This is a genomic window from Lactobacillus sp. UCMA15818, from assembly GCF_030400225.1.
Lineage (GTDB): Bacteria > Bacillota > Bacilli > Lactobacillales > Lactobacillaceae > Liquorilactobacillus.
Genome location: NZ_VJYB01000007.1, coordinates 35710 through 55771, shown reverse-complemented (window position 1 = coordinate 55771; position 20062 = coordinate 35710). Strand labels below are relative to the sequence as shown.

Here is a 20062-nt window from a genome sequence, read left to right as displayed (position 1 = left end):
GAGGAAAAATGGATTTAGCAGAATTTGTTCAATCAATGCCGCTTTTGGACCATCATTGTCACTATTTAATAAGTGCGAAGGCTAAAGACAGAGAAACACGACTAGCTCAGGTTTCGACTGAAGCTGCTAATAGTTATCCTATCGAAGATACAAAAAATAGGCTGGCTTGGTGGACATTCAAGGAAGAGGCAAAGCATTTTTATAAAAAAAACGATCAGAATTTCTTGCAACCTTTTACCAAGCAAGAATATATAGAATATAACCGTTCAATTTTTAGACACTATAATTACCAAATGCTACTAATCGATACAGGTTTTGTTCCAAATGATCCTGTAACAAGCATAGCAGAAACACAGGAAATAACGAGTGTCACAGTCTATACAATTTATCGAATAGAAACGCATGCAGAAAGCTGGATGCAAAAAGAAAATAGTTTTGAAAAATGGTGGCAAGCTTTAACGACAGATGTGGCAGATGCTAAGAAAAATGGATTTGTAGGATTTAAGTCGATTGCTGCATATCGTTTTGGTCTTAGACTCAAAAAGGTGGCTGTGGCAGATGCCATGAAGGCATTCACTAGCTGGAAAGAATCCGGAAGGACGCGTTTGACTGATGCAACACTCATCTGTTTTATTTTATGGAATCTTGCACCTCTTTTAGTTGCACAGAAAATGCCTTTGCAGTTTCATGTTGGGTATGGTGATGCGGATACAGATATGTTTGAAGGAGATCCATTATTGATGCGCTCTTTTTTGAATGAATGGAGTATGAAAGGTCTAATAGTTGTCTTATTACATTGTTATCCATATCATCGTGAAGCAGGGTATCTTGCCAGTGTGTTTCCAAACGTATATTTTGATACTTCTTTGATTAATCCATTAGGGCCTGCTTCAGTCGTACGGGTCTTAGATGAGGCACTTGAGCTGGCACCATACTCACGCTACTTATTTGCATCTGATGCAAGTACCTATCCTGAGATGTATGGTGTAGCAGCCAAAAGGTTTAAGGAAGCATTAATTCAACATTTTACTAAATTGAAGGATGTTCCAACCGAGCAAAAAGAACAATGGATTAGAATGATTTGTTATCAAACCAGTACTAATTTATATTTGAAAGCGAGAAACAAAAGGGAAAATGAAAAATAAAAGATTATCGTTATTAGAGGTCATGGGACTATCAGTAGCTATGTTAGCACCAACTGGAGCAATGGCATTTAATACAGCCGGAGCAGTAGCAAGTTCAGGAGTTGTTGCACCACTCGGATTCTTGCTGGCGGGCATAGGCATATTATTTGTTGGGATTTCTTTTGTCACCTTAGGGAGAAATATTGAAGGGGAAGGATCAGCCTATGCGTATAATGCCAAAGCCTTAGGAGAAAAAACCGGTTTTATTTCTGGATGGCTACTTGTTTTAACATACGTGACATTTGCATTCAGTAGTTCGGCGGTCGTTGGCAATTTCTTGAACGTTTTTTTTAAGCATTTTGATATAAATCTTCCTATCCCTTTATATGTGATTGCTGTTTTGTTGATTGGCGGAGCGTTGAGTCACCTTGGAATTGAATTTTCTACGAAATTTGCTATTATTTTGGAGCTGTTTGCAGTAGGTGCTTTGATTATTTTGACAGCAGCAATATTGTTTCAAGGCGGCGATGCTGGAATTACCTCCAAACCGCTGGATCCAGCAAATGGAACAGTTTCTGGGATTGGAGCAGGGATGATTTTTGCCCTGATGTCATTTGCGGGTTTTGAAGGGGCAGCAACAATTGTACCAAGAGCAAAGAAGCCTGCTAAAGCTATTACTGTTGCAATTTTTGGATCTGTTGTTTTTGCAATGATTTTCTATTTTGTTGTTAGCTACACAGAAATCATTGGTTTTGGAACTTCTAATATTGTTAAAATGCAAAATTCAGCGGCTCCTTTGAATTACTTATCAATTAGATACGTTGGAACTTGGATGGCAATTTTTATAGATTTTGCTTCTGTTACCAGTTATTTTGCCTGTTACTTCGGTGCTTTGAATGCTGGAGCCTTTATGATTCAAGCACTAGCAAAAGAGGGATATCTGATGTCTTGGATGGGTGAGCTAAAGGGAACAAAAAAGACACCGGTCCATGCACTTGATTTGATAACTATACTGTCATTGATTTTCTATGCAATAATTGGGATTGGAATTGGAGTTAGCGCTGGAAATTATTATAATTATTTAGGGACAATTGGTGTGATTGCTTTATTATTGGTTTATGTTTTAGTCAGTGTTGGAGCAATTGCATTCTTTCGGAAAAAGGGTAATAATAATCTTTTCCTTTTATTTATACCGCTGGTTGCAATTTTACTAATGGCTTTTCCTATTTATAGCAACTTGTGGCCAATTCCAGCGTGGCCGATGAACATATTCCCATACATTGTCTTTATTTGGGTAATAATCGGCTTTTTTATACCAAAGAAGAAACGTTAATATTTTAAATGAGATAGTTAAGCGAAAAGGGGAGTGCATCTTTAGGATGAATGACCTATTTCGCTTTTTATGTATAAAAATAATTTAAAAGGAATTCGTTTTCTTTTACGAAAGTACAGCAAAGAATTATTTTAAAAACTAAAATATTATATAGCGGTCAAATATGATAGGCTTTAAGTATAAGAATGAGAACGAAATTTTGAAGGAGGTTGTAATTAATGAAAATAGGAGTGGTTGGACTAGGCAATATTGCGCAAAAAGCCTATTTACCAACGTATTCAAAAATCAGAGATCAAGCAGATTTTATTTTTGCAACGCGAAATGAAGAAGTCCGAAACAAACTAACGAAACAGTATAATTTGACGAAAACTGTCAAAACTGTTGATGAGCTTGTTGCGCAAAATATTGATGCTTGCTTTATCCACAGTGCAACAGCTGCTCATTATAAACTCGCTAGAAAATGCTTAGAAAAGGGGATTCATGTTTTTATAGATAAGCCGGCTAGTGAGAACATAAAGCAAGTTAAAGAACTACAAAGGCTGGCATTAAAGCAATCTAAAATATTAATGATTGGGTTTAATAGGCGGTTTGCTCCAATGGTTGAGCGGTTAAAGAAAGTTAAAAATAAAAGAATTATTTCATTGCAGAAAAATCGGGTCAATGCAATTAGCGATCCAAAATTTATGATTTATGATCTTTTCATTCATCTTGTCGATACGGCAGTTTATTTGCTTGATGATAAAATCATTCAAACTAATAGTAAGATCATTCAAAATGCGGGTAAGCTGGAGATGATCACGTTGACAATAGAGACTGCAAAGACACTTGTTAATCTGACAATGGATTTAAATAGCGGTTCTAACCGGGAATTATACGAAGTGACGAGCAGTACAGGAACCTATGTACTGGAAAATCTTGCACAATTGAAGATATATCACGAAAATAGCAATGAGACATTTTCTTTTGATGATTGGGATAACCCGCTTTATGTTAGAGGATTTGAGCAGATGGTGGCTAACTTTATAACATCAGTCAAGACGATGACATCAAGTGATTTGCGGCAGAAAAACGTTTATTTAAGCCATAAGATCTGCGATGAAATAATAAATAAAATTCAGCAATAAAAGTTATATTTGGGGGAGATTATACTGAAGACACAAAAAGGTACGGTGAAAATATCTGAAAGAATACTGATATTAATCTTGTTTTTTATTATCGGAATTATCGCGGGTGCTGTTAATGTCAGTGCTGACGGTTTTGATATTAAAAGCTATGATGTGAATGCAGATGTTCAGAAGGATGGTAATGTTTGGTTAACGCAAAAGATAAAATATGATTTTGACGGTTCTTTTCATGGGGTCTATTATAACCAAGATATTAAAGGAATTAGTGGTGTTTCCAACGTAAGCGTTGAGACGATTGAAGATGGCAATGTAGAGAAGATTCCATTGTCTGTTAAGAAAAGTAACAATACTTTTTCTCAGATACAATCAGCAAATCAGTTAAAGCTAAAAGTCTATCACAGTGTTGCGAACAAAGAAGTGACCTTTGTTTATCATTATTTATTACATGGGGTAGTCAAAAATTATAAAGATACAGCTGAATTAAATTGGAAAATAATCGGGGCTCATTGGGATGTTGCACTCAATAATGTCAAGATTAAGATTGTGTTGCCTCAAAAAAATATTACAAAGTTGCAAGCTTGGACACATGGAGAGTTAAGCGGCAAGACGATAGTGAGCAAGAAACAGGGAAATGTAAAAATCTCATTGAGAAGGAATCCCGCTAATACTTTTATTGAAAGTCATATTGTTTTTCCAACAAGCGTGACTGCACTAAATCAAAATACTAGTGAGCAAAATGCTTTAAAATCTATCCAGAAAAAAGAGCGGACATTGGTCATGGAAGCAAATGAAAAAAGGAAGCGTCAAGAACAAAACAAATCCTTTTTTAAGAAAATTATGCTTTTTCTTATAATTATCTTAATTCTTTTATGGTTTATATGGAGTTATATGAATCCCGGAAATAAAAGCAAAAAGTTGCGCCCAATTGTTCATTCATATGAGATTCCAAGTCCTTCATCCGAGGTTACACAAGTCATATATCGGGATAAGAAACCAGATACTGCTGCTTTTAGTGCATTTATGTTAGAACTAGCGGCTAATCACCAAATCGAAATAGAAGAATCAAGCAAAAAGAAGAAGGATTTTAACGTTATTTTGAAAGATACTAATCTTGTTCGAGACTATAGTATCTTTAGAGTCCTGTTTAATACTGTCGGAGATGGGAATCAATTCACGTTGTCTAAATTAAAGAAGTTTGGTAAGAAGAAAAAAGAAGGTAAGAGGCTCTTTACTGCATATTCTTTGTGGCAACAAAAGGTTATGGAGGATGCAGATAAAATAGAATATAAGGATAAGCAGAATATAAGTTTGAGGAAGAAAGCCTTAGCATGGCTAATCGTCACAACATTAGTCACAGTGACTACATTGTTTTTATTAGCAAACAACTTTATTGTATGTGGCTTCTTAGTAATTTTGTATGCTGTTTTTGTATTTTCCTGTATCCATTATTATCGGTCACATGCACCATATTCTGAAAAAGGACAGGCACTAAAGTATCAGATTATGTGTTTCAGAGGAATGCTTAATGATATCGGAAATTTTGATATGAAAAAAGTTGGTGACCTAGTGTTGTGGGAACAAATTTTACCTTATGCAGTTTCATTAGGATTGGCAAAGAAGGTAATAAATGCGCTGAAAATTAATTTTGCGACAGCTGAACTCACTACGATGGGTGTCTATTATCCAATTTTGCTTGGTGGAAATTGGAATTTCAACGATACAATGACAACAAGTATGAGTTCTGCAATTACGAACTATAATAGTTCCGTTAGTGGCGGTTCTGGCGGCTTCAGTGGTGGTTCGTCTGGCGGCTTTGGGGGTGGATCCGGTGGCGGTGCCTTCTAAATCACAAAGGGGTCTAGGTTAGTATGGATTTCTGTAGTACAATTATACAGGTACTATTAAAATCATTTTTAGTTGAGGTTTATCATGAATAAGTTAATTGAGCTTTTTGAAAAATACAAACAGGTTATTGCTTATCTTTTTTGGGGTGGAGCAACAACTGTAATTAATATCGGAATATTTGAAATCTGGCATTTACAAGGTCTGAATTACCAAGTCGGGAATGTGATTGCGTGGTTCGTCTCGGTTCTTGTTGCGTATATTTCCAATAAGCTATGGGTATTTAAGACACCGTTTGGGACTCTTAAAGAATCTTTACACGAGTCAGGTGCATTTTTTTTCTATAGATCGGTAACATTAGTGCTGGATATCGTGATTACTTGGGTAGGGATTTCTTTATTAGGATGGAATCCACTTTTGGTCAAAATAATTGATAATGTTATTGTGGTTGCTGCTAACTATTTCTTCAGTAAGTGGTATATTTTTAAGAAAACAATTCATTAATATTTTCTATATTATAATTTTTTCGTAGTTTATAGGGTCGGTAACTAAGAAAACTTATGTTTTTAAGCGTGAAAGATAATGACACCAGAGAGCAACATCTGGTGTCATTTTTTCTATTCATTTTCTAATGAATAATAAAAAAACGGGTTGGTAAAACTAAGCATATAGCAAAAATTTATTTTGAAAGAAAATAAATAGTCAATAATACTTTTTTTTATAAATTCAAAAGTAAACGGTTCCAATTGTAACGATCCTTATATAATAGTATTTAAAGATGAATATGAGAAGTGAAAACGCATAAAAATGTCCTTTTTTCACGAGATGAGTATTAAAAAATCTAATGTGATGTTTGTTGACGTAAAGAAATATATAAATTATAATTCGATTAAATTAAGAGAATGAAGTGATAAGATGAAGTCAGCATTTGATTTAGAAACAATTCCAGATGAAAAACAGAGAATCGAGTTATTAACACGAGAATTAGTCGCCACAAAAAGTGTCAACGGAACAAAAGGTGAAGTTGTTTTAGTGGAGAAACTTGAAAAAATCCTTAGAACCTTTACGGTTTTCAAGAAACATCCTGAGTGGGTTTGGACACAGAAGATTAAGGGGGATGAATTAGGAAGAAAAAATATTTTTGCGTTTCTCGGTAAAGAAGGGATTCAAAAAACAGTCTTATATCATTCTCACTTCGATACTGTTGGTTTGGAAGACTTTGGATCAATTAAGGAGAAAGCACTGGATCCGACTTATCTAGAACAATATTTTACAAATTATGATAGTGATCGCGAAGTTCAAAATGATGCAGACACGGGAGATTGGCTTTTCGGTAGGGGTGCGCTAGATATGAAAAGCGGAGACGCTGTAAATATTGTTAATTTATTATATTTCAGTGAACACCCAGAGCTTCAAGAAGGTAATTTATTGTTCATGGGTAATTGTGTGGAAGAAAATGATCATAGTGGAGTAATTGCTGCTTTAGATGAGTTGAAGAGATTACAAGAAGAATGGAATTTACAATATAGTGTGGCTATCAACACTGATTTTATTAGTCCTAAGTATGCTGGTGATACACAGAAATATATTTATTACGGCGCTGCTGGCAAAACATTGACTTGTTTCTATATTAAGGGAATTGAGACTCATGTAGGTAACACTTACGCTGGGATAGATTCAACGTTAATTGCAAGTCGCATTAACCTATTAATCAATAATAATCCTGATTTTGTTGAAGATATTTCAGGTGAAGAAATCTTACCATCTTCGTGCCTTATGTTGCGTGATCAAAAGGATTTTTATAATGTGCAGACAGCAAAAGTAACTGAGATGTATTTCAATACCTTTACGTATAAGAAACCGGTTTTTGAAATCATTGAACAGTTAAAGATCGCGGTTAAGTCAGATTGTGAAAAATTAGTGAATGAAGCAAGGCAGCGCGAAAATAAATTTCTTAGTAAATTGAATTTTCCAGAGGTTGACAATACACGCAAACTCAATGTATACAGCTTTGAGGAATATCTTAATCACCTGGACGATTTGGGAATTGATTGGCAGTCACTTATTGACAGCTTTATCATCAGTAACCCTGAATTAGATAAGCGTTCTGCTGGATTTGAGCTGATTGACTATCTTGATCAGCAAGTTAACGATAATGAGGCCAAAGTTGTTTTATTCTTGGCGCCTCCATTTTGTCCGCATAACAGCATCTCACAAGACTCAAAGGTGTATCAGGATTTAGAAGAGGTGTTACAGAAAAACAACGAAAAAATTGATTTTACAATGAAACAATTCTTCCCATATTTGTCGGACAGCAGCTATTTAATGATTGATGAAACTCCACAAGAAATAGCAAAGATGAAGAATAATTTTCCACTTGTAGAACAACTATATCCGTTACCTTATGAAAAAATGCGAGAGTTAAACATTCCTGCAGTTGATATTGGTGTTTATGGCAAAGGTGCGCATACTTGGAAGGAAAGGGTTTATAAACCTTATTCATTCGGAATACTGCCTAAGCTAATTAGAAACTACACTCAAAAAATTTGGCAAGATTAAGGAGAATAGAAGATATGTTTGTAAGAAATGGAACAGCGGTATTAAAAAAAGTTTTAACCTGTCCTCCTACTTTTTTGGATGAGGCTGCACCAATTAATGAAATTTCAAAAAAATATCAAGATCAACCATTAGATAAGGCAAAGCTGCTAGACGAATATCAGCAGTTACTAGATGCTTACGCAAAAGCAGATGTGCAAGTCGAGCAGCTGACACCTCAAGAGAGCATGACTAATTCGGTTTTTGCACGCGATTTTGGTGGATGTGTAAAGGAAGGATATATATTAGGTAATTTCAAGGAACCATTACGTTATGCGGAGCATGCAGCATATGAAGAAAAAATGGCAGAACTAGGAATTCCTAAACTCTTAGAAGTAAAAAAAGGACTTTTTGAGGGTGGTGATTTTGCTTTTTTACGAGAAGATATAATTGCGGTCGGAATAATCGAAAGAACCAATATGGAGGGATTTAACGAGTTGAAAGAGGGACTAAAACCTCTTGGGTACCAGGTCTATCCTGTACCAGCAGATTCACGATACTTGCATTTAGATATGTGCTTTAATCTGGTTGATGACAATCTAGCAGTCGCATACGAAGAGGGGTTACCAATCGAATTTAAGGAGCTACTGAAGAAATTAAAGATCGAAATTATTAAAGTCCCTGAAGAAGCAATATTTCAACATGGGTGCAACTTGGAAAGCTTAGGCCAACATAGAGTTTTGTCATTGGAACAAAATAAAGATGTGAACAATGCCTTGCGTGAACATGGAATGGAGGTAATCGAATTAGATATTACTGAAACTTTAAAAGCAGGTGGGGGACCACATTGTATGACATTTCCGCTAGATCGTATATAAAAACTGGAGGGGTTTACTATGAAAAAAGGATTCAAAAAGGGATTGGGAGTTATTGGAGCAACACTTGCTTTAGGATTGATACTAGCGGGTTGCAGTAGCAGTTCGAGTTCTGATAATAGTGTTAAGAAAATTCAGGATAAGGGAACTTTGGTCGTTGGAACATCTGCTGACTATGCACCATTTGAATTTCCAATAGTAAAAAATGGAAAGAAACAGATTGTTGGATATGATATGTTGATTGCACAAAAGATAGCTAACGACTTGCACGTTAAGTTGAAGATTGAGAATACTGAATTTTCGTCTTTAATTTCTGAATTAAAGGGTAACAAAATTGATTTGATACTTGCTGGAATGGTTTCGACAAATCAACGTAAAAAAGCAGTTGCTTTCTCAAAATCTTATTATACGGTTGAAAATGTTTTATTAGTTCAAAAGAAAGATGCTGATAAATATAATTCTATTTCTTCATTAAAAGGTAAACAAGTAGGTGCACAACAATCCACGACACAACAAGAAATTGGGCAAACACAGTTAAAAAATAGTAATTTAGTTACAGAAAGTCTGGTAACTAGTTTAACAACTGAGCTCTCTGAAGGAAAGTTGGATGGAGTGATTGTTGAAAATGAAATTGCGAATAATTATTTAAAACAATATCCAGATAAATATGCAGTTGCAAAAGTTAAATTAACAACACCTAAGCAATATCGTCAAGTTAATGTTGCCCTTAGAAAAGGTGATAAAGCCCTGCTTAAGAGAGTAAATAAGGAAATTACAAAGTTACAAAAGAGTGGGGAAATGACAAAATTATTTAAGCAGGCTGAAAAAATACAAACTAAATACAGTAAGTAGTCAAAAGTAAAGGGTGAAGACAATGTTCGATTTTTTAAAGCAGTACTATCCAGTTTTTCTTGAAGGAACTGCGCAAACAATTTTAATTTCAATAATCGGTATCGTTATCGGCATCCTTTTGGGCCTCATTTTTGTAATGTTCCGGCTATCGAAGATCAAGGCTCTTTCTTATATTGCACGCGTTTATATTGCGATTGTTCGTGGAACGCCAGCAATGATTCAAGTCATGTTGATTTATTATACACTTTCTAATGTATTAGCCGTGCCACAGATTCAGTTTTTGGGTTCTGGATTGGACAGAGTTATTCCCGGGTCAATTGCATTGGGAATAAATTCTGGCGCATATACAGCTGAGATCTTCCGCTCAGGTATTATTTCAATTTCAAAGGGTCAGACTGAAGCAGGAATATCATTAGGATTGAGTGAAAGAACAACAATGTTTTCGATTATATTACCTCAAGCAGTTAGAAATATCTTACCTGCATTAGGTAATGAATTTATTTCATTAGTCAAAGAGTCCTCAGTGCTGTTTTACATTGGTGTCCAAGAAGTTACAGCGCAAGCCCTTGGAGTAGGTGGAACCTTGTATAATTTTGTTCCTCCTTTAATCGTTGCGGCAATTATCTATTTTGTGCTCACTTTTGTTCTTTCTCAGCTAATGCAAATAGTAGAAAGAAGAATGGGTCGCAAATATATACAGAGTAATTAGGGAGGGCAACCAATGGCAGAAGAAAATATTATTGAAGTAAAGAACTTGAAAAAAGCTTATGCGGATAATGTTGTTCTTGAGGATATTTCATTTACAGTAAGAAAATCAGAGAAGGTTGTTTTGATAGGACCATCTGGTGGTGGGAAAAGTACTTTGTTAAGATGTCTAAACAGACTTGAAGGTGATTATTCCGGAAATGTTATCTTTGAAGGGGAGGAACTAAATAGTGCCAGCAAAGATAAATTACGGGCACTCAGACAAAAAATGGGAATGGTCTTTCAGCAATTTAATCTTTTCCCAAATAAGACTGTTCTTGAGAATATTACATTTGCGCCTGTTAAGCTGAGAGTAGATACGCCAAAGCAAGCAATTGAGCATGCGCATTCTTTATTGAAGCAGGTTGGATTGTCTGAAAAGGCAGATGCATATCCGCAATCGTTATCAGGAGGACAACAGCAACGTGTAGCAATTGCGCGGGCACTTGCCATGAATCCCGAAGTCATGTTATTTGATGAACCCACCTCCGCACTTGATCCAGAGGTGGTTGGAGAAGTACTGGGTGTAATGGAAAAATTGGCGGCTGATGGGATGACGATGATTATCGTTACTCATGAGATGTCTTTTGCTCAAAATGTTGCAGATAAAGTTTTATTTATGGATAAGGGAAAGATTGCTGATAGTGGTAATCCAAAGTATATTTTTGAAGAAACTAAAAATACGCGGACACAATCATTTTTATCTAAAGTGATGTAGACCGTGAATGGAGTGGATAATGTGGTTAAGTCTTTATATGAACGTTCATTAGAAGTATTGCCTCCTGTTGCGAAGAGGTCAACAAAACTCGGTGTAACAAAAGGAAAAGGGGTCTATCTTACTTCTGAAGATGGCGAACAATATCTCGACTTTGCAGCTGGAGTAGGCGTTGTTAATTGCGGACATAATAATCCCAAAGTTGTTGTGGCAGTTGAAAAACAGTTGCATGAACTTGTGCATGGCGGGCACAATGTCGTTTATTATCCTTCATACATTGAATTGGCTGAAAAATTAGTGAAAAGAGTGGGAGAAGATTATAAAGTCTATTTCTCTAACAGTGGTGCTGAAGCTAATGAAGGAGCTGTGAAACTCGCATTGAGTGTTACAAAGAGAAATGGAATAATTGCATTTACAAGTTCATTCCATGGACGAACGCTTCTGACGGCTGCGATGACAGCTTCAAATGCACAGTATCGTAAGAACTATGAAGGCGTATTGCCGCCAGTTTATCATGTTGACTTTCCAGATGTTTACAATTCGAAATTGAGTGTTGATGATGAGGTTGCAAGATGTGTAACTCAGTTGGAGAATCTCTTTCATAGTGTTTTGGCACCATCTCAGGTTGCCTGCATTGTTGTTGAGCCAGTTCAAGGAGAAGGTGGCTATTTACCAGCTCCTAAAACATTCTTAGAAAAATTACGAGCAATTTGTGATGAGCACGGCATATTATTGATCTTTGATGAGATTCAGAGTGGCTATGGCAGAACGGGCCACTTGTTTGCAAAAGACTATTATGGAGTTCAACCCGATATCTTGACTTCTGCAAAAGGAATTGCAAATGGAATTCCTTTGAGTGCAGTAATTGGAAAATCAGAATATATGGATCAATGGGAACCAGGAGCACATGGAGGTACATTTGGTGGGAATCCGCTTGCGTGTGCTGCAGGAAATGCGGTTTTGGATATTATGAATGATGATTTCCTGGGAAATGTACGACAGAAGGGTACCTATTTCAAAGAAAAACTAGAATTGCTGGCAAATAAATATGATGTAATCAGTAGTGTTCGTGGCTTGGGATTAATGATTGGTGTAGAATTTAGAAATCCCCAAACTAATGAACCTGCTACGGAGTTGGTTACAAAAATTAGAGCAGAAGCATTGAACGAGCACCTGATTTTGTTGAATTGTGGAGTATTTCATAATGTGATTCGTTTCATTCCACCCTTGATAGTTTCGTATGATGTTATTGATAAAGCATTAGAGATCATTGATCGAAGTGTAGCAAAAAGTCTAACTCAGTAATGGAAAGGGGTCGTAATATGGCATATAAGGTTATCAATCCATACTCTGGTAAAGTGGTAAAGGAATATGAGTTGATGTCTAATGGTGAGATTGCAGAACGCTTGGATCAAGCCCAAAATTTTTATAAGGCTCAAAAAAAGGTCTCAGTTTCGGAAAGAGCAAAAAAATTGTTGGAATTTGCTGCAATACTTGAGAAAAATCAAGATAAATTAGCAACAGAAGCTGCAATTAATATGGGAAAAAGAGTTGCTGAGGGTAAAGGTGAGATTTTGTTGTGTGCAAATTTAGCTCGTTATTATGCAGAACAAGGACCAGACTTACTAGAACCTAAGCCTTATGCATATGCAGCTGGCAAAAAGGCACTTTTGGAACATCATCCGATTGGGATAGTTGTAAGCATTGAGCCTTGGAACTTTCCGTATTCACAAGTCATAAGAGTTTTAGCACCTAACTATTTGTTAGGGAACCCAGTTGTTCTCAAGCACGCAGGAATTGTTGCAGGATGTGCAAAATTACTCGAAGATTTGGCAATAGAAGCAGATCTTGGTGCTGGTGCATTTGCTAATCTTTTTGTGTCACATGATCAAATTGCTGAGATTATTGCGGATGAGAGGGTACAAGGTGTTGCTTTAACAGGATCTGAAGATGCGGGGCGGATAATTGCTGGACAAGCAGGCAAAAGTCTGATTAAATCGACGATGGAACTTGGCGGTAGTGATGTGTTTGTAATACTTGATGATGCGGATCTTGAATTGGCAATAAACGATGCTGTTGGTGCGCGGTTGCGGAATGCAGGTCAAGTATGTACTTCAGCTAAGCGCTACATTGTAGAAAAAGCTGTTGCTGCAAAATTTATTGCAGGTATAAAGCAGAAATTTATTAACATTAAATTAGGAGACCCACTAGCTGAAGATACTGAATTAGCACCATTATCCTCAAAAGATGCAGTTGAAGGACTTCAAAAGCAGGTGGAAGATGCTGTTGCAAATGGTGCTGATGTTTTAGTTCGAGGTGGCTCTGTTCAAGGCAACGGGTATTTCTTTAAACCAGTTGTTTTAACTAATATTAAACCCGAAAATCCGGCCTATTACCAAGAATTTTTTGGACCAGTGGCACAAGTTTATGTTGTCTCTAACGATGAAGACGTGATTGAGTTGGCTAATGATTCTTTCTTTGGACTAGCTGGGGCAGTATATTCGCAGAATGTAGAAAGAGCACATGTTGTTGCCTCTGAGATTGAAACAGGGCAAGTCTTTATTAACCGTCCGTCTGGGGCATATCCGGAACTGCCATTTGGTGGAGTAAAACATTCTGGCTATGGTCGAGAAATGAGTGACTTAGGGCTCTATGAATTTGCTAATGAAAAGATAATTGTGTTTAATTGAGTGATTTTATAAACGCAGACCAGATGCAATAAGAGAGAGGCAAGGTCAAAAGTTAAATTTTGATTTAGTCTCTCTATTTATTACGAATAAACGTGTTTGTTATTTTTTTAAAAATTGGAGGTCATCATGGAAGAGCGTGTAATGTATTTGAACTTACGGAAACAAGTTAATGATTGTAAGCCATATATAGCTGGTGAAACAGAAGCGTCGGTGTTAAGAAGATACGGATTGGATAAAGTTGTTAAGCTAGGTTCGAATGAAAATCCATTTGGTCCTTATAAGAATGCAAAAAAGGCTATGCAGGAAAGTTTAAAAGTAATTAATCGTTATCCTGAAGATGATTATGTAGAATTAACTGAAGTTCTCGCTAAAATTAATAATTTGGAAATCAAAAATGTTGCATTAGGGAGTGGGGCCGGCAATGTAATTGAAACAGTGGCTAGATTATTAATCGATGAGGGTGATGAGGTTTTAGTTGCTAAGCCAACATATCGTTTATATCGAGAAGTTTCAATCTTGATGGGAGCAAGTATCAAAGAGATTCCAGTAAAAGCAGATTTCACGTATGACTTGGAAGCCTTGCAAGAAAGTATTTCTGATAAGACAAAATTAATTTGGATGTGCAATCCTAATAACCCAACTGGAGTAATCAATGATAGAAAAGAGATTGAACGGTTCATCGAAAATGTTGGCGAGGATGTATGGGTCGTGTTAGACGAAGCATATGCTGACTTTATAGATGAGGATCAGCGTCCTGAGATAGTGGAACTTTTGAAGAATAAGAAATTAATTGTTATTAGAACTTTCTCTAAGTTCTACGGGATGGCTGGAGCTCGAGTTGGCTACATTATGGCTCAAGCACCAGTGATTAGTGCGTTTGATACAATTACGGAACCATTTTGTGTAAACCGAACCGGACTTTTTGCTGCGAAAGCTGCTTTATTAGAGGATCAGGAACAAGCAAATAGGATAAAAGAGTTTATTTTAGAAGAACGTGAACGAATGAGTGCTGCTTTGAGTGAAAAAGGATTTACAGTTATTCCATCAAGTTCAAATTTTATTTTTGCAAAGTTACCTGATGGTTATTATTCTGCAGCATTATGTGAACAGCTCATGGAAAAGGGAGTTATCATTCGTGAATGTGATGCTTGGGGCTATCCCGAGTATGTGAGAATAACGATTGGAAGGAAAGAAGAAAATAATTTCTTGCTTAATAAATTGGCTGAAATTATTTGAAATTAAAAAAGAAGCAACTATGTCCTGTGTAATGATCCTCCCCAAAAATAGATATTTCGGTATAACTTTTTGAGAAGTGATTCATTTTTTGGCATAGTTGCTTCTTTTTTGTAATAACATAAATATACTAAAGCCCTAGGCGACCACCATGAACTTTAACGACATTAGAAGTAACGATAAAAGCTTCAGGATCTATTGCATGAATTGCGCGCAGTAATGGGCCATAGCTTTGATTGTCGACAACGAGCATCAGTATTGCTTTTTGGTTGTCACTATAACCGCCGCGAACATCATATACGGTCAGGCTGTGATCGACATTGAGAGCCATTGCCTGAATTTCCTTTGTTTTATGGAGGCTCATGACTTGAATTTGAAATTTGTGATCTAAGCCTGTCTCTATATAGCGCATTACCATAGAAGTAATGACTAACGAAAAACCGGCTAAAAAGAAGGCATTCAATCCCATCGTAAAAATATTAAAGAAGGTTACAATAAAATCAATAACTAGGAGTGAAATCGCAGTGTTGATATGAAAGTACCTACGGATGATTAGCGGTGGCACAGTTGTTCCACCACTAGAAGCATCAATGCGATAGAGCATTGCAATTCCAATTGCAAAAATTGTTCCACCAATAATAACCGCGAGGAGAGAGTCATCAACAATCTTGAAACTAGGTGTTAGATACATGAAAAAGGGTAACAGTAAACTACCCAATGTAATTTTTTGAACAACTTCTCTCTCTAAAAAGAAGAAAGCCAAAATAATCATAATGATGTTTATTACTAGGACTGAAATTGCTGTATTAATCCCAAAAGAAGCGTTCAACAAGATTGCAATTCCAGTTGCCCCACCTGCTGCAACCTCAATTGGTGAGTAGAAAAAATTGATAGAGATAACTATTATTTCAAGTGCCACGACAAGTATCAAAAAATTAATTATTGGTCTTTTGCTGAGGTTTTTTGGCATAGATGACTCCTTCCGTATTACTTGTTAGTAATATTTTACCAAAAATCCAATAATGACGCGAGAATTCTTGTACCAAAATCAGTATTTTAAGTTCTAGGACTTGAGAGTGTTAATTAGACGTGCAATATTTTCAGAAGTTTGTGCAATGTCTGCTTCGCTATCTTTAAATGCACATTCTAGACTTTTAGCACCAGAGACGGTTGAAAAAATAGCATCTATTACATTGTCTTGGTACAAAGCATCGACGTCTTTACCTACATATCCAGCAAGAGCAATTACAGGAGAGTTGGGAGAAATACTTTTAGCAGTTTGCGCAACTCCAAATGGTGTTTTACCATATTTAGTTTGAAAATCAATTCCACCCTCACCAGTGATGATGAAGTCTGCATCCTGTATTTTATTTTTCAAGTTTGAATAATCCACAACGATATCAATTCCGTGTTTCATTTGTGCTGTAGTAAAAGCTAATAGTCCTGCACCTAATCCGCCTGCTGCACCTGCCCCGGGCAATGCTGCCACATTTTTTTTCAGATATTTCTGCAACATTTTTGAGTAATGAACCAAACTTTCGTCTAGTTGCTGTACCATTTTTGCAGTTGCTCCTTTTTGTGGGCCAAAAACTGCGGAGGCACCATTTTTACCAGTCAATGGATTAGTAACATCGGATGCAATCACTATCTTGACCTTACTTAAACGGCAATCGATATTTTGGGTGTCGATTTTAGCAAGCCGTATTAAGGCTGCACCACCAAATGGTAATTCTTTTTCCTTTGAGTCTAGCAAATGGACACCAATAGCCTGAGCCATTCCAGCACCGCCATCATTTGTAGCACTACCACCGATGCCAAGAATAATTTCTTCCACATTGTGATCAAGAGCGTCAAGAATTAACTGGCCTGTTCCAAAAGTAGTTGTAATTAGTGGGTTGGCTGTTGTCTTATTAATGTAGCCAATCCCACTTGCTTCGGCCATTTCAATTACAGCAGTTTTAGAATTTCCAAGCAAGCCATAATTTGCAGTTACTTTTTTCCCGAGAGGGCCGGTGACTTCCTTCGAAATAATGGTACCATTTGTAGCATCGACGAGAGATTGGACAGTTCCTTCGCCGCCATCAGCCATTGGGACAAGTTCAAAAACGGCTGTAGGAAAAATTTTCGAAATGCCTTTTTTTATGGCCAAAGCAACTTCTTTAGCTGTTAGACTTCCTTTGAATGAATCTGGAGCAATGACAAATTTCATGTTTAAAAACCTCACTTAAAATTTTAGAAAACCAAAAATAATTGTTGCAGCTACCATAGCTGTAAGTCCTATGATAGACTCATAAAGGATACACCGTGAACGTTCTTTGATGTCCATATGCATTGCATTTGCAGTGACATGAAAATAGTTACCATGGGGAAGTTGGTCAATTACGATTGCTCCTGTATGAACCATAGCAGCTGCAGCAAGCGGAGTAACTCCAAATCCTAGGATTGCTTTTGAAAATGATCCTGTTGCCAAGATAACACCTGTTGAAGTCGAAGCAGAAGCTGCTGCCATTAAGATTCCTGATAATGGTGCAAGTAAAACACCTGAAATATGGCTAATTTTAATCAAATTAATGATTTGTTCTGGTAAGTTTGAAGAGGTAATGGTCGCTCCAATTGTACCAGCACCGATTAAAATCAAAACAACATCCGTCATTCGATTTATCCCAGAGGCTGCATATTCACGAATTTTATTGCTCTGTTTCATAGCAATCGTACCAATAATAGCGGCAAAGGGGAGTATGTAGAGCGCATCTAAGTTTAAGTTAGTTAGAAAAGTAATATGGAGAAGGGAACCAATTGGATTTAATAATAGCAAGACAACCGCTACTAAGGGAGTTACAAGTGCAGTTTTCAAAGTTGGCAATTGTTTGAGAGATTTTGAACTACTAGGTAATTCAAAATCATGGTCTGTGATCATCGTCCCTTTTTTCTTAAGCAAGTTTGCGATGAAAATTGTCATTGCAAGTGCTAAAATGGCAGGGATTAAATCAGCAACCATAACTTGACTTAACTGCAGGTTGAATCCCTTTGCAGCAGCAATTGTGTTGGGATTAGGCGAAATTATGTTACCTGCTTTTCCACCTCCAGAAAGCGCGATTAGTAAGGATAACTTTGAGATATGCATGCGCTGTCCGACTTCTAGGGCAATCGGTGCAACTATTAGAACAGCGACAGGGATGAAAACGCCAACGGCTGTAATGACCATTGTGGCTAGGGATAATGCAAAAAGTGCAAAGCGATCACCTAGTTTAGTGACAATTGCGCGGGCAATCGTATCAGCGGCTCCTGATTCCATCATGACGCCGGCTAACATTCCTGCTGCAAGGACACGTAAAACTGTGCCCATAACACTTTGTGAACCTTGAATTAAAATATTAATTGTTTGGACTAGGTTTGCACCACCAAGTAAGGCACCGATTATGGCACCTAAAATCAGTGAATAAACAGGGTTAACCTTTTTTAAAATTAAAATAATGGCAATCGCCAAACCGATTAATGCAGCCCACCAAGAAATCGTAAGAGAGGAACTCATTTAAAAACCTCCTAATTGTGAAAAAAGCATCAAAATAAACAACAGAGTACATTGTACTCATATGTGATAATAATTACAAGCCCTTTTGTGTGTTGCTGGATAAGTGTTTGTAATAAAATATATGCGTTAAAAGTACCTATTTATTTTTTATTTTTATAAGCTAATTTAATCACAATTTTTTAAAAAGTTAAGTCGATGTTATTAGAATAATCACTTTAAACAAAAAAAACGACCACTTGCGTAAAATCAGTTTACCTTTTTAACGACATATGGTGTACTTAACTAGAAGGGAAAGAGCGTATGAAGATTAGAGTAGAAATTGATGAAGCGGTTGAAGAAACTGAAGTGGTTATTCGGGCTGCTAGACAAACTGATGATATTAAAAAATTGTATGAAGAAATTTCAAGAAAGGTTATCAACAAAAAAATTAAATTATTTCAAGGAATAGCAGAATTTCATATAAGCAGTTCTAATATACTCTTTTTTGAAACTGATGAGAGAAGTGTAAATGCACATACAAAAACTGATTTATTTGAAACACACTTAAGATTGTATGAGCTTGAAAAGTTGTTACCGCAAAATTTCATGAGAATCTCGAAATCGGCAATTATTAATTTGGATGAAGTATACACGCTAACACGTAGTTTAACAGGAAACTTGGTTGCGTTTCATGAGTCTTATAAACAAATATATGTTTCGCGAAAATATTTTAAGGATGTAAAAAAAAGATTAGAAAGTAGGGAAAAATAAAATATGAGAGCAAAACGCTTCTTTTTAGGAATTATAATTTTGATACTTGCAATATTACTTGTTTCAACAAAATTAGAAATTATTAGCTTTCAGTTTAAATTTTGGACAATTGTATTGACTGTGTTGTTTATATTTTTATTGGTACAGGGGATGGTATACAGGAGAATTTCACAAAGTGTCTTTTCAATAGCACTTTTGGTAATCCTTTATGCCAAAGAATTAGGGATTGAAAGATTAGGAACATGGACGATTATTTTAGCTGCATTCTTAGTGAGCGCGGGGTTGTCAATGATCTTTAAATCATTTGGCAAGAATAGAAAATGGTATTGGAATTGGAAACACAAAATAAGTTCACTTGAGACGGATACCTCTGAAAAGAAAATAAAAATCAATGAGAGTATGTCCAGCAGTGTTAGGTATATCAAGGCAAACAATCTTGAGCAAGTTGCCATTGATGCGCGGCTTGCATCTTTAAAAGTTTATTTTGATAATGTCCAAATTGAAGGGAATGAAGCAAATATATTTATTAATGGCTCATTAAGTGAAATAATAATGTTCTTCCCTAAAGAATGGAAGATTTCTGTCAATATCAACAGTGTATTGAGCGAAGTTAATACTGCACAAGAAGAAGGAAATGTTTTTGAGAAGAAAATATATCTCAGTGGGAATTTGAATCTAGCAGAATTAAAAATTAAGTATATTTAATAACTATT

At 36.2% G+C, this 20062-nt stretch carries 18 protein-coding genes; 15 read left to right on the top strand and 3 right to left on the bottom strand.

Annotation, left to right across the window (positions count from 1 at the left end; all coding sequences use genetic code 11):
* The first annotated feature begins 8 nt into the window (after window positions 1-8).
* The 13 genes from FFX44_RS09090 to hisC all read left to right on the top strand — a co-directional run bounded on the left by FFX44_RS09090 (window position 9) and on the right by hisC (window position 15070).
* Complete coding sequence (locus FFX44_RS09090) at window positions 9-1145, top strand: amidohydrolase family protein (RefSeq protein ID WP_289980217.1); 1137 nt, start codon at window positions 9-11, stop codon at window positions 1143-1145.
* A complete protein-coding gene (locus FFX44_RS09085) occupies window positions 1135-2457 on the top strand; it encodes an APC family permease (RefSeq protein WP_289980216.1) in 1323 nt (440 codons plus the stop codon). Before FFX44_RS09090 ends, FFX44_RS09085 begins: the two co-directional genes overlap by 11 nt.
* A 218-nt stretch (window positions 2458-2675) precedes the next feature.
* Entirely contained in the window at window positions 2676-3581 is a 906-nt protein-coding gene (locus FFX44_RS09080; RefSeq protein WP_289980214.1) for a Gfo/Idh/MocA family oxidoreductase, read from the top strand.
* A 45-nt stretch (window positions 3582-3626) separates the two neighbouring features.
* Window positions 3627-5426, top strand: a complete 1800-nt coding sequence (locus tag FFX44_RS09075) for a DUF2207 domain-containing protein (RefSeq protein WP_289980211.1) — start codon at window positions 3627-3629, stop codon at window positions 5424-5426.
* Window positions 5427-5510: 84 nt separating this feature from the next.
* Complete coding sequence (locus tag FFX44_RS09070) at window positions 5511-5927, top strand: GtrA family protein (RefSeq protein ID WP_289980208.1); 417 nt, start codon at window positions 5511-5513, stop codon at window positions 5925-5927.
* 411 nt (window positions 5928-6338) lie between these two features.
* Window positions 6339-7982, top strand: coding sequence for a M20/M25/M40 family metallo-hydrolase (locus FFX44_RS09065; RefSeq protein ID WP_289980205.1), 1644 nt, complete (start codon window positions 6339-6341; stop codon window positions 7980-7982).
* Between the two features lie 14 nt (window positions 7983-7996).
* The gene (locus FFX44_RS09060; RefSeq protein ID WP_289980204.1) at window positions 7997-8836 is read left to right on the top strand and encodes an arginine deiminase family protein; all 840 of its coding nucleotides are present in this window, start codon (window positions 7997-7999) and stop codon (window positions 8834-8836) included.
* 18 nt (window positions 8837-8854) lie between these two features.
* Entirely contained in the window at window positions 8855-9685 is an 831-nt protein-coding gene (locus FFX44_RS09055) for a transporter substrate-binding domain-containing protein (RefSeq protein WP_289980201.1), read from the top strand.
* Window positions 9686-9707: 22 nt separating this feature from the next.
* Window positions 9708-10394 carry an amino acid ABC transporter permease gene (locus tag FFX44_RS09050; RefSeq protein WP_289980200.1) on the top strand — a complete coding sequence of 229 codons (687 nt, stop codon included), beginning with the start codon at window positions 9708-9710 and terminating at the stop codon, window positions 10392-10394.
* A 12-nt stretch (window positions 10395-10406) separates the two neighbouring features.
* Complete coding sequence (locus FFX44_RS09045; protein WP_289980198.1) at window positions 10407-11147, top strand: amino acid ABC transporter ATP-binding protein; 741 nt, start codon at window positions 10407-10409, stop codon at window positions 11145-11147.
* Window positions 11148-11168: 21 nt separating this feature from the next.
* The gene (locus tag FFX44_RS09040; protein WP_289980196.1) at window positions 11169-12449 is read left to right on the top strand and encodes an aminotransferase class III-fold pyridoxal phosphate-dependent enzyme; all 1281 of its coding nucleotides are present in this window, start codon (window positions 11169-11171) and stop codon (window positions 12447-12449) included.
* A gap of 17 nt (window positions 12450-12466) precedes the next feature.
* The gene (locus tag FFX44_RS09035) at window positions 12467-13834 is read left to right on the top strand and encodes an NAD-dependent succinate-semialdehyde dehydrogenase (RefSeq protein ID WP_289980193.1); all 1368 of its coding nucleotides are present in this window, start codon (window positions 12467-12469) and stop codon (window positions 13832-13834) included.
* A 126-nt stretch (window positions 13835-13960) separates the two neighbouring features.
* Window positions 13961-15070 carry a histidinol-phosphate transaminase gene (hisC, locus tag FFX44_RS09030; RefSeq protein WP_289980191.1) on the top strand — a complete coding sequence of 370 codons (1110 nt, stop codon included), beginning with the start codon at window positions 13961-13963 and terminating at the stop codon, window positions 15068-15070.
* Window positions 15071-15197: 127 nt separating this feature from the next.
* Here the strand turns inward: hisC and FFX44_RS09025 are convergent, their stop codons facing one another.
* The 3 genes from FFX44_RS09025 to FFX44_RS09015 form a co-directional block, all read right to left on the bottom strand.
* On the bottom strand, window positions 15198-16037 hold the full coding sequence (locus tag FFX44_RS09025) for a YitT family protein (RefSeq protein WP_289980189.1): 840 nt from the start codon (window positions 16035-16037) through the stop codon (window positions 15198-15200).
* A gap of 93 nt (window positions 16038-16130) precedes the next feature.
* Window positions 16131-17276, bottom strand: coding sequence for a glycerate kinase (locus FFX44_RS09020; protein WP_289980186.1), 1146 nt, complete (start codon window positions 17274-17276; stop codon window positions 16131-16133).
* 15 nt (window positions 17277-17291) lie between these two features.
* The gene (locus FFX44_RS09015) at window positions 17292-18599 is read right to left on the bottom strand and encodes an SLC13 family permease (protein ID WP_289980185.1); all 1308 of its coding nucleotides are present in this window, start codon (window positions 18597-18599) and stop codon (window positions 17292-17294) included.
* Window positions 18600-18899: 300 nt separating this feature from the next.
* Here FFX44_RS09015 and FFX44_RS09010 point away from each other — a divergent pair, with 300 nt between their 5' ends.
* Together FFX44_RS09010 and FFX44_RS09005 are read left to right on the top strand one after the other, a co-directional pair.
* Window positions 18900-19349, top strand: a complete 450-nt coding sequence (locus FFX44_RS09010; RefSeq protein ID WP_289980183.1) for a LytTR family DNA-binding domain-containing protein — start codon at window positions 18900-18902, stop codon at window positions 19347-19349.
* Between the two features lie 3 nt (window positions 19350-19352).
* A complete protein-coding gene (locus FFX44_RS09005) occupies window positions 19353-20054 on the top strand; it encodes a hypothetical protein (RefSeq protein ID WP_289980182.1) in 702 nt (233 codons plus the stop codon).
* Window positions 20055-20062 lie beyond the last annotated feature (8 nt).